Origin of the sequence: Streptomyces sp. NBC_01723 (assembly GCF_036246005.1) — a bacterium.
Taxonomy (GTDB): Bacteria; Actinomycetota; Actinomycetes; order Streptomycetales; family Streptomycetaceae; genus Streptomyces.
The window spans coordinates 7,816,194-7,831,418 of sequence record NZ_CP109171.1 but is presented as its reverse complement, the minus strand read 5'-3'; the positions used below and the strand labels follow the sequence as shown (position 1 = coordinate 7,831,418).

The following is a 15,225-nucleotide window of genomic DNA, read 5'->3' as shown; positions in this document are numbered from 1 at the left end:
TTCTCACGACCATGGCAGTGGCCCGTCCGGTGACTCTTGGCGGTGGCACAGGACGGGCGTCAAGGACGACCGCCTCCTTGAGCGACTTGGCCTTGCCGACGGCCGGAAGCCCCGGGCCGCCAGGGCGCGCCTACCGAGGCTGGGTCCGGGCATCGCCTACGTGAGTGGGGGACTCCGGGTGCGTTTACGCTGCTCCCTCCAAACTGCCGACGCAGACCTGCTCACCCGTTCGGTCGCGATCTGCTCGCACACCTTGCAGGACTCCAAGTCAGACGGGACCAGTGGAGGCCCTGGGTGAGGGGCCCACCTCGGGGTACGCGGAAGGTCCTCGGGCAGCCCGCCCGGTGGACCGCATCCGGTCTGAAAGGAGTACGTCATGCCGCAGGGGTCCGGCAAGAAGCGTGAGCGTCAGTACGAGCACGTCAAGGAAAGCGCGGAGAAGCGCGGCACCTCCGAGGGCCGTGCGAAGGAGATCGCGGCGCGCACCGTGAACAAGGAGCGAGCCCGTTCAGGCGAGTCGGAAACGGCAAGCAAGACTTCCACGCGGGACAGGAAGTCCGCCTCACAGCGTGGCGGCGAGCGCTCCCACAGTGGGCCTCAGGGTCCGACGAAGGACCAGCTCTACGCGGAGGCCAAGAAGCGCAACATCGACGGCCGGTCGTCCATGAACAAGCAGCAGCTGGCCAAGGCCCTGGGCCGCTGAACGAAACCTGCGGCGTCCGCAGGAAGCCTGGGTGCCCGCCGTCCCGGTCGGCGGTCACCACGCGATCAAGGAGACCCATGAGCACCCACCATCCGAAGCACCGGCCCGCCCAGGACCAGGAGCACACCGCCACCGCCGCCGACGAGATGCTGCACGAGGTGGAGGAAGCCGAGACGAGCGTGGTGGACGACGGGCCACGGCGCGGCAGGGACGGCGAGGCGGCAGACGCGCTGTCGCCGAGCGAGGACGCGCAGGGAGACGGCCGGCATCGCGACGCCTGAGCGCTTTCCGGCGATGCCGACTCCAGTTGCACGGTCGACCAGACCGTCGCAGCCCCCGGGCGCCACCGTGCCAAAAGTCGTCCGGAGCTCGGCGGTCAGGGCCTGAGCAGCGTCTTGATCATCCCGTCTTCCTTGTCCTGGAACATCTGGTACGCCTTGGGGCCCTCTTCCAGGGTCATGTGATGGGTGGCGAAGTCGTCGACCCCGAGGGGGTCCTCGTCGGTCAGCAGCGGCAGCAGCTCGTCCACCCAGTGCTTGACGTTGGCCTGCCCCATGCGCAGCTGGATCTGCTTGTCGAACATGGTCAGGATCGGCATGGGGTCGAGCGAGCCGCCATAGACACCGACCACCGAGAGGGTGCCCCCGCGCCGGACGATGTCGATCGCAGCGTGGAGGGCGTTGAGCCGGTCGATGCCGGCGCGGTCCATGACTTTCTCGGCCACGGCACCGGGCAGCAGGCCGACGCCCCACTGCGCCGCCTTGGCCACGGGCGCTCCGTGTGCCTCCATGCCCACGGCGTCGATGACGGCGTCCGTGCCACGCCCCTCGGTCAGGTCGCGGATCTTGTCTCCCAGGTCCTTGCCGTACCGGCGCAGGTCCAGGGCTTTGACACCGTCCGCGTGTGCGCGGCTGAGCCGCTCGGGCACCAGGTCCACCCCCACGACGAGACTCGCGCCGCGGTGCAGCGCCATCCGGGCGGCCATGGCACCGATGGGTCCGAGCCCCAGGACGGTCACGGTGCCGCCGGGCGGGATGTCTGCGTACTCCACGGCCTGCCAGGCGGTGGGCAGGACGTCGGAGAGAAAGACGAAGCGATCGTCCGCAGGGCCTTCCGGCACCTTGATGGGAAGGGTGTTGCCGAACGGCACCCGCAGGAACTCCGCCTGCCCCCCGGGTACTTGGCCGTACAGCTTGCTGAACCCGAAGAGCGCCGCGCCCGTGCCACGTTCCTTGACCTGGGTGGTCTCGCACTGGGAATGCAGTCCACGGTCGCACATGAAGCAACGTCCGCAGGAGACGTTGAACGGCACCACCACACGGTCGCCCGCCGACAGTCCGGTGACTTCTTGGCCGACCTCCTCGACGATGCCCATCGGTTCGTGCCCCAGGATGTCGCCGGGATCGAGGTAGGGCCCCAGGACCTCGTACAGATGGAGATCGGATCCGCAGACACCCGTTGACGTCACCCGCACGACGACGTCCGTCGGATCCTCGAGCACAGGGTCGGGGACTGTCTCCACGCGGACATCCCGCTTGCCGTGCCAGGTGAGTGCTCGCATCGGGGTCTCCTCGGGTAGCAGCGACGCTTGGCTCCTTGCGGGTCTCCCGTGGGGGCGACGCCATGCGCGCGCACGGCCTGGGCCGGCGACCGATACACATCCGCACCAATCCACGGGCGCAAGGGGCGGGCCACACGTCGGGCCCTGCGCCCGGCCGCACGTCTACCCTAGCCAGAGCCTGGCGGAACCGCCCCCGGAGGCGACTCGGCGTGTACTCGCCGTCGGGCAGCTCCCCGCAGCCGAGGGGTCGGACATGATGCGAGAGATTTCGACTCCGCTTGCGCAGCGCGTAGACCTCGCGGGCAACTCTGCTCACGGCCGGGCGAGAAGATGCGTCCCGGCAAGAGCCAGGGGCCGAGCCGACGCCATGCGGCCCCGCACGAGCAGACTCGTGTCCCATGGGTACCGGTCTCCTATGGGCGACATCTTCGTGGGCACGTGCTCGTGGACCGATCCGGCACTGGTGCGCAGCGGCTGGTATCCGGCCGGGCAGCGCGACGCCGAGGGGCGACTGCGGTACTACGCAGAGCGGTTTCCGGTCGTCGAGGCCGACGCGTCGTACTACGCCCTGCCTCAAGAACGGGTCAGCCGGATGTGGGTGGAGCGCACGCCGGACGGATTCACCTTCGACGTAAAGGCGTTCTCCTTGTTGACCGGGCACCCCACCCGCGAGGCGGTGATGCCGGGCGGGATGCCGGCCGACGCGCAGGACGGCGGCGTGCTCGACGAAGTGTGGTCGCGATTCGCCGAGGGAGTAGGGCCGTTGCGGCGGGCCGGACGGCTTGGCAGCGTGCTGTTCCAGTTCCCCCGGTGGCTGCGGCCCGGCGCCCGGGCCGAGCGGATCCTGACGCAGACCGCGCGGCGGACGGCCGGCTGGCCGGTCGCTGTGGAGTTCCGGCATCCCGACTGGTGGCGTGAAGGACAAGCCGAGTTGACGCACGCCCTGCTCGCGGACCACGGCATGACCGCCGTCGCCGTCGACATGGTCCAGGGCCTGCCCTCTTCCCTGCCGCCAGTCGCACCCGTGACTGCGTCGCGACTGGCCGTCGTGCGGTTCCACGGACGCAGCGCCTCTTGGGGACGAGGGAGCAAGGAGGACCGCTTCCGGTACGCCTACTCGCGGGACGAACTCGCATCGTGGACCTCCCGGTTGCGTGAACTGGCCGGGCAGGCGCAGCAGGTCCACGTGCTGTTCAACAACTGTTGCGGAGACGCCTCGGTGCGGGCGGCCGAGCAAATGGCCCGCCTGCTGCGCTAAGGGCTGTCTGACCGGGCCGGACTCACATTCGGCGCCACGTGCCTCGGCACCCGCTCACAGGAGGTCGCGTGGTACAGACTCGTTCCACGTCCGGAGGAAGACCCGCCGTGGGCCCTCGTACGCATCCAGGGTCGCCGAGACGTGGAAATCCCGATCATCACAGGAGGGTTCGGTGTGGGTGACGATCTCCGTGTCCCAGTCATCCCGGTGGAAACGCATGGTCCAGGTGGACTCCCCGGTCGCGGAGGTGAAGTCGTCGGCCACCACCCCGTACCGCTCGACCGCCCGGCGCCCCACCTCCAGGTCGACGTCGTCGTAGCGGACCGTCCCGGCGTCCTTGACGATTTCCAGGACGGACCCGTACGTGACCAGTTCGCGGCGTACTTCCCACTGCTGCTCCGGCGGGGTCACCTGGGTGGTGCGCAGCGCAGGGGTCCCCTCGGACGGGCCGCGGCGGCGGCCAGGCCAGCGGCGAGTAGGAGGTCGACAAGGACAGGCGGATCCGATGACCCGCGGGAAACGCCTGGGCGACGCTGTTGAGGTGCACGCCGGCGCGATACCGACGCCCCGGCTCCAGCGCCGTCGGTGCGTCACCGCCGTCGCGGCGGGTCAGGTTCAGCAGGCCGTAGGTAATGCGAGTCGCACGTGACCGTTCACGCCGGAATCCCGGACCTGGGCGGCGGACGCATTGAGCGCGGCATTCAGGTCCAGCACCCGTTCAGGCTGGGCAGACTCCTGTTCGGTCGGCGGCTCGCGGTGCTCGCGTTTCGCCACGGTGATCTCGCTGAGCGCCTTGGTGTACACGTCCTCGAGCCCCGGAACGGTCGGATCGTCCACCGTCATCGTGTCCATCAGCGCGAGCGCACCGCCTGGCGCAGCTCAGTCCTTCGCCGTCTGCCCGTCGCCCGGCCCGGCGGATCTGGCGCGGTGGCTGGTGTCGCACCAGGGGAAGCGCCGGCTGCGCCGGCCGTCCGCGCACAGCAGCGCGTCGACGGCGTACGGACACCCTGACAACTCTCAGGTGCCGCCTGCTCCCCCTCGTCCCTAATGTTCGAGTTGTTCTCCAGGTCCCGGCCTCATCACGGGGTTCCTTCCACAGACAGGAAGAGACGACTCTCATGCGCCTGCTACGTTCCACCCTCGCCACGGTCGCGGCGCTGTGCACGGTCGCGACCGGTGTCGTCCTCGCCCAGCCCCCGCAGCCCGCCGCGGCCGCGGCCTCCGACTGCGTGGGAGGCAAGCGCGGCTTCCGCGACCACCCGGACAACGCCTCGGGCGATGCCAAGAAGCCGCAGCAATTCTGGGTCGGCAACGTCCACTTCACGCTCGAGAAGGGCGTCTACGGCAGCACGCAGATCGGCTTCGGCAAGATCAGCGGTCAGACCCGGCCCGGCGACAAGGTCTGGATGGACTGGAAGGCAAACGGCTGGGACAACGCCGACTCCGTGTCCCCCTGGCTCCAGTGCGGCCCCTTCACGGTCCGGTCCGCGGGACAGAGCCTGACCACGCCCTTCCGGCGAACCAGCACCGACCCCGCGTACCAGTTCCGGGTCTGTGGCTCGCTGGTCACGGCACCCGCGGCCAGATGCTCCGCCTGGTGGTAGACAGCGCCGGCTCGTGGGGACCCGGCACGACGCAGACACCGGAATCGCAGGGCGGGTCAGCCAATTCTTCCGATGCCGAGTGTGGTCTCGCGAGGCAGCATGCCTGAGCCCAGGACCTCCAGCCAGAGCGGGCCGAGGAGTTCGGCGAGCTTCGTGGTGTCCTCGTCGCCGAGGGTTTGCCAGGGGGCAGCGGCGAGTTCGTCGGTGCGCCGCTCGACCTTCGCACGCAGGGCACGGCCCGCGTCGGTCGCGGTGTGGTCGGCGTTCAGCAGTCCTCGGGCGCGGAGCCGTTCACGGGCGGCCGCCCACTCCTGCTCGTTCCAACCGCGACTGGCGAAGACATCCGTCGCAGCCGCGCCGATCGCGGCGAACGACACCAGCGCCTCCACCGAGTCGAGGCCCGCGGTCAGGAGGGCGGCGAGATGACCGTCGCCGCGGTGCTCGCGCAGGATCGTCGCGGCCTGCCACAGCACGAGGTGCGGCTCCTGGGGCCAGGGCAGCGCGGCATTGGCGGCGGCGAGCGGTCGGCCCTCGGTGTGTACGGCCTCCGCCGCCCGGCGGGCGAGTGCGGCGGCCTCCGCGACTTCGGGGCCGTCCGTCCGCGCACCGAAGAGAGCGCGGTACGCCCGGTCGATGCCGCGCATCCGGGCATGGACCACCTTGTCCGGTGCGGCGACGTCCCAGGCGGCGGGGATGTGTTCGGCGACCATGCGCGGGCTGAAGCTGTAGAACGCGGAGGCCACCTGACGAGATCCGGGGGCCCCGAGCGGCGCCGCCCGCAAGGCGAAGTAACTCGGCCAGCGCTCACCGGTGTCGTAGCCGAGTGACTCGACCTCCTCGAACACCTGTGGCGCGAAATAGAGGACGGCGTGCAGGGGCTCCAGGAGGTGCCACATCTGCCTTGTACGGCCATGGTCGTTGCTCAACGTGGCTCCCCTTATTCGCTGCTCTTGCATGTTGTCATTGCCCAGATTGAGAGTGCCTTCGACCTCTCATCTTGTCAATGACTAGATTGCGCTAAGCTGTTCCCATGCCCACCGAGCGCTCCTACCACCACGGAGACCTGCGACGGGCCGTGCTGACCGCGGCCCTCGACGTCATCGCGACCGAAGGACCGGCAGCCCTGTCCCTGCGCGACCTGGCCCGCCGCGCGGGCGTTTCCCATGCCGCGCCCGCACACCACTTCAAGGACCGCGCGGGGCTTCTCACCGCCATCGCCACCGAGGGCTACGGCTTCCTGTCCGCCGCGCTCGGCGAGGCGGAGGACCTGCGCGACCTGGGCGTCCGGTACGTGGGCTTCGCCGCCGCGCACCCAGCGCACTTCCAGATCATGTTCCGACCGGAGCTCCTGCGCCCCGACGACCCGGAACTCCTCGCGGCGCGCCGACAGACGCGGAGCATGCTCCGTACGGCCGTGGAGGGCCATGGTGAGGATCCGGCCGTCAGCTTCATGGCGGCCTGGTCGATGGCCCATGGTTTCGCGACGCTGCTGCTCTCCCACAACCTTGACGGTCTGCTGGACGGACGCGACCCCGAAGACACCTTCGGGGCGCTGGCGGGCGTGATGTTCGGCCCGACGGGATCCCCGCGGTCGTGAAGTCGACCTGACGCGGATCACTCCACCTGCGGAACAACTCGGCCGTCTGCGTGGCCACCTGTCGTTGAGCGCGGGTCGACTCCGTCCGGTGCGGCTGCCTGTTGCAGGAGGGCTCGTATCAGTGTCATGGCCTGGGGCAGGGTGCGGCGGCTGATGGCGGCGACGCCGATGTGCCGGGTCGGCGTCGGCGCCACGATGGGGACGGTGCGTACTCCCGCTACTGGAGGGGTCAGCGCGATGGAGGGGATCAGCGAGATTCCCAGGCCCGCGGCGACGAGCGAGCGGGCGAAGAAGTAGTCGGTCGTCGTGCTGCGCACCTCCGGGTCGAATCCGGCACGTTCGGCGTAACGGCGCAGGTAGGTCTCGGTCTTGAGGCAGCCCAGCACCCAGGGTGCGGCGGCCAGCTCGGCGATGTCGAGTGAGTCCCGGCCGGCCAGGGGGTGGGTATCGGGCAGGACCACATGCAGAGGGTCTTCGAGGAGTGGCGTCCACACCAGGCTGGAGGCCGGGCCGAGCCGGCCGGGCAGCGGGCCGTCGAAGTGGTAGGCGAGTGCGAGGTCCACGGCGCCCTGGCGGACCAGGGGCAGACTGTCCTCGGGCTCGGCTTCCCTGACGTGGACCACGGTGTCGGGGTGGGCGGCGGCCAGGCGGGTGAGTGCGCCGGGCAGGAGGAGCCTGCCGCCGCTGGTGAAGGTGGCGATGGTGATCTGGGTGCGACCGCTGTCGAGTTGATCGACCTGCCGCTGGGCGTGTACGAGCTCCGCGGCGACCGACTCGGCGGCCCCGACCATGATCCGTCCGGCCGGGGTCAGAGTGACTCCGCGGGTACTGCGTGCGACGACCTGGGCGCCGAGGCTGCGCTCGAGTGCGGCCACGTGCTGGGAGACGGCTGAGGGGGTGAGGTGGAGGGCCGCGGCCGCCCGGTTGAAGCTGCCGTGTTCGGCCACACTCCGCAGGACACGGAGCCGCTGCACATCGATCAACAGTAATCCTTAACACGTAGCCAGTAATTGGGCACTTCTACTGAAGACTGTAGGTCTTCAGGATGGCCACATGAAGAAGATCTGCGTGATCGGCGGGAGCCGCTATTTCGGCAGCGTTCTGGTGCAGCGCCTGCAAACGACGGGCCACCGGGTCACTGTGATCAACCGCGGCTCCACCCCTCCGCCGGCAGGGGTCGAGCACCTGGTTGCCGACCGTGACGACGAGGCCGGCCTGATCGCCGCGCTGGGATCTCGCACCTTCGATGTGGTGGTGGACCAGGTCTGCTACACCCCGGTGCAGGCCGCGATCGCCGCCCGTGCCTTCAGCGGCCGCACCCGGCGTTACGTCATGACCTCCACGATCGAGGTCTACGACCCGGCGACCGCCGCACTGCCCGCGGTCCCGCCCGGGACATCGGTACCCGAGGAGATGGTGGATCCGGCCACCTGGCTGGTCCGGATGAACCTTCCCTGGCACGACCCGGCGTACCTGCGGGCGCATTACGCCGAGGGCAAGCGCCAGGCGGAGGCCGTCTTCACCCGGCACCACGGGTTCGCTTTCGCCGCAGTCCGCAGCGCCCACGTCCTCGGTGGCGGCGCGGCGGAGTTCACCGGTCGGCTCAGCCACTACACCGAGCGCATCACCCAGGGTGCACGGATCACCGCGCATGCCGAGGCGCTGCCCACCGTCTTCGTCCACTACGAGGAGTTGGCGGAGCTGCTGGCGTGGGCTGCCACGCTCACCGATGCCACCGGCCCGGTCAACGCCTGCTCCGACGGGCTGCTCGACGTCTATGGCCTTGGTGCCGTCATCGCCGCACAGAGCGGCCGGAAGGCTGTGTACCGCAGAGTCGCCGCGGGCGAGCCGGCCTCGCCGTTCTCCTTCGACCGTCACTACGCCATGAGCAACGCCCGCGCGAGGGGACTGGGCTTCCCCTTCTCCCACATCACCCACTGGCTCCCCGACGCCGTCGCCGAAGCCCTCGCCGTCACCGCCTCCCCCACCTCCTGAGAAACGGACACGCCATGCTGTACCGCACCATCGGAGACACGGCCGTGAGCGCCGTCGGCCTGGGCGCCATGCCCCTGTCCATCGAGCACCGCCCGGACGAACAGCGGGCCGTCGCCACCATCCACGCCGCCCTGGACGCCGGGGTCACGCTCATCGACACCGCCGACAGCTACCACTGGCACCCCGGCGAAACCGGCCACAACGAGCTCCTCATCGCCCGCGCCCTGTCCCGATACGGCGGGGACACCTCCCGCCTGATCGTCGCCACGAAGGGCGGGCGCGGTCGCCCCGGCGACGGCAGCTGGACCGTCGACGCCACGCCCGACCACCTCAAGCGCGCCGCCGAGGCGTCCCTGAAGCGCCTGGGCGTGGCGGCCATCGGCCTGTACCAGCTGCACAAGCCGGACCCGGCCGTGCCCTGGGCGGAGTCCGTAGGGGCACTGCGCGAGCTGCTCGACGCCGGCACCATCCGCGCAGCCGGGATCTCCAACGTCGGCGCCGACCAGATTCACGAGGCGCACGCGATCCTCGGCGACGGCCTCGTCTCCGTACAGAATCAGTACTCACCAGCGGTTCGCGACAGCGAGCCCGAGCTGCGGCTGAGCACCAAATTGGGACTGGCCTTCCTGCCCTGGAGCCCCCTGGGCGGCATCTCCCGGAGTTCCCTCGACGACACCCGCGGTCCGACCGCGGCGAGCACAGCCTTCCACCGCATCGCGGACGTGCGCGGCGTCAGCCCCCAGCAGATCGCCCTGGCCTGGCTGCTGGCCCGATCCCCAGCAGTGATCCCGGTGCCGGGCGCCAGCCGCCCGGCGTCGATCCAGGACTCCGCCGAGGCGGCCGAGCTGGAGCTGAGCGAGGCGGAACTGCGCCTGCTGGACGACCGCTTGCCCGGCTGAACCTGCGCCACTCGCTGTAGGAGGGCCGTCCCCGGTTCGACCCCTGCGCGAGGGCCGAACCCGTTTCTCAGGCCGGTTCGGCGTTGAGGGCGCGGCCGGCCGGGGTGCGGGTGTGGATCCAGGCGGGCAGGGCGGTCAGGGATCCGACGGCCAGGAGGACACCGAGTGCGGCGGCGAGCAGCCATGTCGTCGGGGGCATGGCCATCTCGGGGCTGACCAGCCAGTACACGACCAGTCCGCTCGGCATGCCCACCACCAGCCCGGGCAGAGCGGGCAGGAGTTGGGCGGCGCACAGGGCCGTGACCACCTGGCGGGGGGTGGCGCCGAGGGTGCGGGTGATGGCCAGGGCGCGTCGGGCCTGCACGGCGGTGCTCCAGCCGAGGAAGATCGTGTTGAGCGCGGACAGCGCCACCAGGACGAGGGTGACGCCGTGCAGCGCCTGGCTGGTCACGAGGTTGCGTGCCGCGAGGGGGTTGTCGGGCGCGTAGGCGGTACTGGTGTCGGGTGCCGCGTGGAAGGCGAGCACCGCGGTGATCAGCAGGCTGGTGGTCGCCGTACCGAAGGCGGTCAGGAAGGCGCGGCCGGGTCGGCGGGCGAGCAGCCGGATGCCGACCAGGAGCGCGGTGGGCAGGTACGCCGTCATGGCGTTCAGCCGTGGGTGGTGGGTGGACAGATGCGCCGAGTCGGCCAGGGAGTGGACGGTGCTGGAGCGGGCGGCGCGGACGACGGGGCCGAGCGTGCCGGCCAGCGAGACGAGGACGGCGAGGAACACGGCGGCCACGACGGTGTCGGTGGTCGGGCCGCTGACGGTGTTGAGCAACCCGGCGCCGGGATCGGCCAGTTCGGGCGCGGCCAGGGTCCCGGCGGTCAGTCCGAGGGCGGTGGCCACCACGGTCAGCAGCAGGTACTGAGCCAGCAGGACGGCGGCGACATGGCCGGGGCCCGCGCCGACGGCCTTGAGCAGCCCGGCACGACGGTTGTCGCGGGTGGCGCGTACGGCGGCGAGCGCGGCGAGGGTGACGAGGGCGGCCGAGGCGAGCAGCCAGCCGCCGACGACCAGGGCGGGCTGAGCGAATTTGATCATGCTCGCGTCGGTACGGAGGATGCCCTGCCAGTGGTGGGTGTTGACCCATTCGGGGCCCCTGCGCTCGTCGGTGAAGACGGTTTCCCGCCATGCCAGGGTCGCGGCCGGGTCCTTCAGCTTCAGATGGAACAGGTGAACGCCCGACGTGTCGCCCGCGGCGGCGCGGGTGTCGGCGGCGGTGAGCCAGATCCTGCCGCCGCCGTAGTCGGACGTCCCGGGCCCCTGGGCCCAGTCGTTCCAGGGATAGACCGGGGTGGCCGCGCTGATGGCGAGGCCCACGACGGGGTAGTCGCGTCCGCTGATCGTGACGCGGTCGCCGACGTGCAGGTCGAGCGTCTGCGCGAAGCCCCGCTCGACCACCGCTCCGCCGGCACGCACCCACGAACCGGAGGTCACCAGCGGCTGGTCGACCTTGGCCGGTTCGTCACCGCGTCCCTCGATCGCGGAGCGCGCGGTGTGGCCGTTCGTCCGGATCTTGGTCTCGAAGGCGAAGACCGGATCGGCCTGCTCGGCCACCCCGGGGGTCCGCTCCAGCCGTCCGGCCAGGCCGGAGGGGTCCTTGGCCGTCGTGATGGCGACGATGTCGGGGCCCTCGGTGGCCTCGCGCGTCTTCAGGTAGGCCGTGGTGACGGCGTCGTTGGTCGAGAGCCCCAGGGTCAGCGAGGCGATGGCGGCGGTGACGGCGACCACGAACATCACGGACTCACCGGGACGGCGACGCATGTCGCGCACGGCCAGACGCCAGATCAGCAGCAGGCGTCCCACGGTCAGCCCTCCCAGCTCAGCAGCGCGCCGAACTCGTTGCCGCTGCCACCGCCGCCCAGGCGGGTGTCGCCGGCCAGCGTGCCGTCGCGCAGGGAGACGACGCGGTCCGCCGTGGCGGCCACCCGCTCGTCATGGGTGACCGTGATCAGGGTCTGCCCGCCGGCGCGCAGTTCGTCGAAGAGCCGCAGGATGTCGTGGGTCGCGGCGCTGTCCAGGTTGCCGGTGGGCTCGTCCGCGAGGACCACCAGCGGCTCGTTGACCAGGGCACGGGCGATGGCGACCCGCTGCCGCTGGCCACCGGACAGCTCTGAGGGCAGATGCCGGGCCCGGTCCGTGAGCCCGACCCGGTCCAGGAGATTGACGGCGCGGTTCCGGGCGGCCCGCGGCGAGGCGCCGGCCAGCAGCGCGGGCAGCTCGATGTTCTCCGCGGCGGTCAACTCGTCCATCAGATGGAAGTCCTGGAAGACGAAGCCGACGGCGCGGCGCCGCAGCCTGGCCAGCGCCCGCTCGCCGAGCTCGTCGATGCGCCGCCCGCCGAGCCAGACCTCGCCGTCACTGGGCCGGTCGAGCCCGCCGAGGAGCTGGAGCAGCGTCGACTTGCCGCAGCCGCTGGGCCCGGTCACGGCGAGCGTCTGCCCGGCGGGTACGTCGAGGTCGACGCCGTCGACCGCCCACACCGCGCTCTCGTCCTCACCGTAGACCCGCGTCAGACCGAGGGCCCGCAGTACCGGTGCGCGCACGTCGCCCCCGACGCCGGACCCGTGCCCCACCGGTGCCGGGCCCGGACCGTCGTCCGCGCCCCCGCGCCGTGAGCGGCCCCTGGCCCGCCGACCGTCGTTCGTCATCCGAATGCTCCGCCTTTCCCACGCGGGGCGCGGGTGGACCAGGTCCGCTCGCACGCCTCCAGCCAGCGCAGATCGGCCTGCAACCGGAGTGCGATGCCCTCCAGAAGCAGCCCGGCCTCTGAATCCGTGTCCTCCAGGAGAGCGGCGTGCTGGGCTTCGGCGAGGCTGCGCAGCAGTTCCCGCCGCCGTGCCTCGACGAGCGCGACCGGGTCGGCCAGACCAGAGACACCGGCGGCCACCAGCTTCAGGTGGAACTCCGCCACGTCCGCTTTGGGGCCGCCGCCTTCGGTCATCCACGCGGCCGCCCGCTCCTGCCCGGTGGCGGTCAGCGCGTACACCTTGCGTCGCGGGCCGCGCACCGGCACGTCCTCACGTTCCTGGACGACCAGTCCGGCCTTCTCCAGGCGGGTGAGCGTGACGTAGATCTGCCCCGCGTTCAGTGTCTCTCCCAACGGTCCGAGCGCCGCCGCCAGCCGCCTGCGCAGGTCGTAGCCGTGCGACGGCTCCTTGACCAGCAGCGCCAGCACCACGTCCTGCACCAGACCGCCCTCCTCAGCGACCACCAATAGATAGCGGTTATACAAAGAGGCGTCAAACCAATCCGGTCAACGCCGTTCGACGGAGGCGCCGGCTCTTGGGGATGTTGCCCCGAAGCCCCGGGCGGGGAGCGGGAGATGAGTGGAGGGGGATGGGAGGGGAGCAGGCGGGGCGGAGACGAGCCGCGAACAGCCGCCGAGGCGCAACTGGAGTACTACGCCATGCTCCAACGCATGGGCGACACACTCTAGACACGAAAGCCAACAGGTCTCAACAATGGTCCGTACCCCCGTTCGTCGTAACGAGACGGCACCGTGCCCCCGGCGGTGGGAAGGCGCTCATGGTTCACCCGTGGCTCAGTTCTGCTGTCAGACCACCGCGACCGTCCCGTCAGTTACGGCTTCGCGCCGCCGGCACCGACAGAGACAAGGTCCTGTCGAGAGCCGACCGTCGCTGACTCTCTCCACGCCCTTCAAGCGTCACGACGCCCTTCAAGCGTCACGACAGAGCTGTGTCCTGAGTGATTCCTCCGCGGGAGTGAAGAAACTTGAACGAGGCACGTACCGGATTACTAGACGAAGCGGACAGCGGAACGGCCGACGATTCGATTCGGGCCACCAACGGGGTGGGGTCGTACGCAGCGGGAGTTCAGACGATTCACATCTCCTCCTTACTGCCCGGCGACTCACCGCGTTCGACGGGGCAGAGCGAGGAACACGTCACCCGGCTGGCGGAGTTGGACGAGCCGCTGCCCCCCATCCTGGTCGATCGCCACAGCATGCGGGTGATCGACGGCATGCACCGGCTGCTCGCCACGCTGTTACGGGGGCAGGAGAGGATCGAGGTCGAGTTCTTCGACGGGACTCCCGAGGACGCCTTCCTCCGTGCCGTCACGGCCAATGTGACACACGGTCTCCCCTTGTCGCACGCCGACCGCAAAGTGGCGGCAGCACGCATCATCGCCTCACACCCCCACATGTCCGACCGCGCCATCGCCCGCGCCTCCGGTCTGGGGACGAAGACGGTCGCGGCCATCCGGCGCGATTCGGCCGACCCGCTGACCCAGGTGAGCGCCCGGGTCGGCAGCGACGGCAGGACACGCCCGCTCAACCGGGCCGAGGGGCGCCTCAGGGCCGCGGAGGTACTGGCCCGGCGTCCGGACGCCTCGCTGCGGGAGGTGGCGCGGATCGCCGGAATCTCACCGGCGACCGTGAGCGACGTACGCAAACGCCTTGCGGTCGGCGAACTGCCCGTACCGGAGAGATGCGGCACGCCCGGTCGCCGGGAGGACGGAGCGGAAGCGGGCTCGGGATCCGATGCCGGCACGGAGCAGGACCTCGGTCACGACGCCGGGCGGAAGCTGCGGCGGCTGGAGCAGGCGGATCCCACACCGGTCCTCAGAAAGCTATTGCGGGATCCTTCCCTACGCCACAACGAGGACGGCCGGAATTTGCTGCGCCTGTTGCAGCAGAACGCGATGACCATGTCCTCCGAACTGAGCGTCGCCGTACCGGCCCACTGCCGGGAACTCGTCGTGAAGCTGGCCCGGCAGTATGCCGAGGCCTGGTACGAGTTCGCCCGCGAACTGGACGAGCGGACACAGACCAGGACACGCAAGCAGGCGTGAACCGAGCCTTGACGCGGCCGACTTCAGGTCGAGAGGGGGGCGGCAGCGGGCCTTCGCCGTCGGGGTGGCCGGACTATTGCACGGGGTGACCGACCAGGCTGTCGCACGGAGTGATCGACTGGTCCGTCACACGGGTTGATCAAGAGGTCGCCCGGTGGATGGTCGCCAGCCAGGCGTGGGCCTCGCCGCCGAACCGCGGGGCGATCGCGAAGGTCGTCCCCGCGATGTCGGCCACCCTCCACCCCTCCGCGAATGCCTCGACCAGCTCCTCCTGCCGTACCCGGCGCGGACCGAGCGCACCGGCCTGGCGATCACTGAAGCACATCAGATAGCACGTGCCTCCCGGCTCCGTCACCGACGCCAGACTCTCCACGTAGCGTCGGCGCTCCTCGTCGTCGAGGACGTGGAACATCCCGACGTCGACGACCGTGTCGAAGGACGTTCCGAGGCCGGCGAGGTCGAGCACGTCGCCGACCTCGAAGCGAGCAGACACCCCGCGCTCCTCGGCCTTCCGCCGCGCTCTGCCGACAGCGGTCGCCGAGCAGTCCACGCCCGTGGCGTCAGCGCCCTGGAGAGCAGCCAGCAGTGTGTGGTCCCCTGTGCCGCAGCCCGCGTCGAGCACCCGCCCGGACGACAGCAGACCGGCCTCCGCGAGACGCACCACCGCCGCCTGCGGGCGGCCGACCTCCCACGGCGCGAGTTCCGCCGCCCGGTATATCGACTCCCAGTCGGCCGAGCGTGTCGCCATGT

The 15,225-nt window shown here is 70.5% G+C and carries 16 protein-coding genes and 1 pseudogene; 8 read left to right on the top strand and 9 right to left on the bottom strand.

Features of this window, described 5'->3' with window-relative positions; all coding sequences use genetic code 11:
* The first annotated feature begins 376 nt into the window (after positions 1-376).
* Together OIE75_RS36325 and OIE75_RS36320 are read left to right on the top strand one after the other, a co-directional pair.
* Positions 377-703, top strand: a complete 327-nt coding sequence (locus tag OIE75_RS36325; protein WP_307016517.1) for a plasmid stabilization protein — start codon at positions 377-379, stop codon at positions 701-703.
* A gap of 77 nt (positions 704-780) precedes the next feature.
* Positions 781-984 (top strand): hypothetical protein, encoded by a 204-nt coding sequence (locus tag OIE75_RS36320; RefSeq protein ID WP_307016515.1) that lies wholly within the window; start codon positions 781-783, stop codon positions 982-984.
* Between the two features lie 95 nt (positions 985-1,079).
* Here the strand turns inward: OIE75_RS36320 and OIE75_RS36315 are convergent, their stop codons facing one another.
* Entirely contained in the window at positions 1,080-2,264 is a 1,185-nt protein-coding gene (locus OIE75_RS36315) for a zinc-dependent alcohol dehydrogenase (protein WP_307016513.1), read from the bottom strand.
* A 415-nt stretch (positions 2,265-2,679) separates the two neighbouring features.
* Between OIE75_RS36315 and OIE75_RS36310 the strand changes: the two genes are divergently transcribed.
* Positions 2,680-3,522 carry a DUF72 domain-containing protein gene (locus tag OIE75_RS36310; protein WP_307016511.1) on the top strand — a complete coding sequence of 281 codons (843 nt, stop codon included), beginning with the start codon at positions 2,680-2,682 and terminating at the stop codon, positions 3,520-3,522.
* Positions 3,523-3,576: 54 nt separating this feature from the next.
* Here OIE75_RS36310 and OIE75_RS36305 read toward each other — a convergent pair.
* Positions 3,577-4,165, bottom strand: a pseudogene (locus OIE75_RS36305) (CocE/NonD family hydrolase C-terminal non-catalytic domain-containing protein); the annotation flags it as partial.
* Entirely contained in the window at positions 4,138-4,374 is a 237-nt protein-coding gene (locus OIE75_RS41645; RefSeq protein ID WP_373463037.1) for a hypothetical protein, read from the bottom strand. The pseudogene OIE75_RS36305 and the gene OIE75_RS41645, both read right to left, overlap by 28 nt.
* Positions 4,375-4,640: 266 nt before the next feature.
* Here OIE75_RS41645 and OIE75_RS36300 point away from each other — a divergent pair, with 266 nt between their 5' ends.
* Positions 4,641-5,126, top strand: a complete 486-nt coding sequence (locus OIE75_RS36300; protein WP_307016509.1) for a hypothetical protein — start codon at positions 4,641-4,643, stop codon at positions 5,124-5,126.
* Positions 5,127-5,182: 56 nt separating this feature from the next.
* Here the strand turns inward: OIE75_RS36300 and OIE75_RS36295 are convergent, their stop codons facing one another.
* Positions 5,183-6,022 (bottom strand): SCO6745 family protein, encoded by an 840-nt coding sequence (locus OIE75_RS36295; protein WP_443078471.1) that lies wholly within the window; start codon positions 6,020-6,022, stop codon positions 5,183-5,185.
* 134 nt (positions 6,023-6,156) lie between these two features.
* On the opposite strand from OIE75_RS36295, the gene OIE75_RS36290 reads away from it, so the two are divergent.
* On the top strand, positions 6,157-6,723 hold the full coding sequence (locus tag OIE75_RS36290) for a TetR/AcrR family transcriptional regulator (protein WP_329473468.1): 567 nt from the start codon (positions 6,157-6,159) through the stop codon (positions 6,721-6,723).
* Positions 6,724-6,740: 17 nt separating this feature from the next.
* On the opposite strand, the gene OIE75_RS36285 is transcribed toward OIE75_RS36290, so the two are convergent.
* The gene (locus OIE75_RS36285; RefSeq protein WP_329473467.1) at positions 6,741-7,706 is read right to left on the bottom strand and encodes a LysR family transcriptional regulator; all 966 of its coding nucleotides are present in this window, start codon (positions 7,704-7,706) and stop codon (positions 6,741-6,743) included.
* 70 nt (positions 7,707-7,776) lie between these two features.
* Between OIE75_RS36285 and OIE75_RS36280 the strand changes: the two genes are divergently transcribed.
* Both OIE75_RS36280 and OIE75_RS36275 read left to right on the top strand, forming a co-directional pair.
* Complete coding sequence (locus OIE75_RS36280) at positions 7,777-8,718, top strand: NAD-dependent epimerase/dehydratase family protein (protein ID WP_329473466.1); 942 nt, start codon at positions 7,777-7,779, stop codon at positions 8,716-8,718.
* A gap of 14 nt (positions 8,719-8,732) precedes the next feature.
* Complete coding sequence (locus OIE75_RS36275) at positions 8,733-9,617, top strand: aldo/keto reductase (RefSeq protein ID WP_329473465.1); 885 nt, start codon at positions 8,733-8,735, stop codon at positions 9,615-9,617.
* Positions 9,618-9,684: 67 nt separating this feature from the next.
* On the opposite strand, the gene OIE75_RS36270 is transcribed toward OIE75_RS36275, so the two are convergent.
* The 3 genes from OIE75_RS36270 to OIE75_RS36260 are packed head-to-tail and all read right to left on the bottom strand — an operon-like array spanning position 9,685 to position 12,874.
* Positions 9,685-11,466 carry an ABC transporter permease gene (locus OIE75_RS36270; protein ID WP_329473464.1) on the bottom strand — a complete coding sequence of 594 codons (1,782 nt, stop codon included), beginning with the start codon at positions 11,464-11,466 and terminating at the stop codon, positions 9,685-9,687.
* Positions 11,467-11,468: 2 nt separating this feature from the next.
* Positions 11,469-12,311, bottom strand: coding sequence for an ABC transporter ATP-binding protein (locus OIE75_RS36265; protein ID WP_307016500.1), 843 nt, complete (start codon positions 12,309-12,311; stop codon positions 11,469-11,471).
* Entirely contained in the window at positions 12,308-12,874 is a 567-nt protein-coding gene (locus tag OIE75_RS36260; RefSeq protein WP_307016499.1) for a PadR family transcriptional regulator, read from the bottom strand. Before OIE75_RS36260 ends, OIE75_RS36265 begins: the two co-directional genes overlap by 4 nt.
* A gap of 521 nt (positions 12,875-13,395) precedes the next feature.
* On the opposite strand from OIE75_RS36260, the gene OIE75_RS36255 reads away from it, so the two are divergent.
* Entirely contained in the window at positions 13,396-14,475 is a 1,080-nt protein-coding gene (locus OIE75_RS36255) for a ParB/RepB/Spo0J family partition protein (RefSeq protein ID WP_307016498.1), read from the top strand.
* Positions 14,476-14,614: 139 nt separating this feature from the next.
* Here the strand turns inward: OIE75_RS36255 and OIE75_RS36250 are convergent, their stop codons facing one another.
* On the bottom strand, positions 14,615-15,223 hold the full coding sequence (locus tag OIE75_RS36250; protein WP_307016497.1) for a class I SAM-dependent methyltransferase: 609 nt from the start codon (positions 15,221-15,223) through the stop codon (positions 14,615-14,617).
* Between the last annotated feature and the right edge of the window lie 2 nt (positions 15,224-15,225).

Coding starts and splice junctions, on each gene's coding strand:
- OIE75_RS36310 (WP_307016511.1), top strand. CDS start 2,680: ATGGGCGACATCTTCGTGGGCACGTGCTCGTGGACCGATCCGGCACTG.
- OIE75_RS36325 (WP_307016517.1), top strand. CDS start 377: ATGCCGCAGGGGTCCGGCAAGAAGCGTGAGCGTCAGTACGAGCACGTC.
- OIE75_RS36280 (WP_329473466.1), top strand. CDS start 7,777: ATGAAGAAGATCTGCGTGATCGGCGGGAGCCGCTATTTCGGCAGCGTT.
- OIE75_RS36320 (WP_307016515.1), top strand. CDS start 781: ATGAGCACCCACCATCCGAAGCACCGGCCCGCCCAGGACCAGGAGCAC.
- OIE75_RS36300 (WP_307016509.1), top strand. CDS start 4,641: ATGCGCCTGCTACGTTCCACCCTCGCCACGGTCGCGGCGCTGTGCACG.
- OIE75_RS36265 (WP_307016500.1), bottom strand. CDS start 12,311: ATGACGAACGACGGTCGGCGGGCCAGGGGCCGCTCACGGCGCGGGGGC.
- OIE75_RS36250 (WP_307016497.1), bottom strand. CDS start 15,223: ATGGCGACACGCTCGGCCGACTGGGAGTCGATATACCGGGCGGCGGAA.
- OIE75_RS36290 (WP_329473468.1), top strand. CDS start 6,157: ATGCCCACCGAGCGCTCCTACCACCACGGAGACCTGCGACGGGCCGTG.
- OIE75_RS36295 (WP_443078471.1), bottom strand. CDS start 6,022: ATGTGGCACCTCCTGGAGCCCCTGCACGCCGTCCTCTATTTCGCGCCA.
- OIE75_RS36275 (WP_329473465.1), top strand. CDS start 8,733: ATGCTGTACCGCACCATCGGAGACACGGCCGTGAGCGCCGTCGGCCTG.
- OIE75_RS41645 (WP_373463037.1), bottom strand. CDS start 4,374: ATGGACACGATGACGGTGGACGATCCGACCGTTCCGGGGCTCGAGGAC.
- OIE75_RS36315 (WP_307016513.1), bottom strand. CDS start 2,264: ATGCGAGCACTCACCTGGCACGGCAAGCGGGATGTCCGCGTGGAGACA.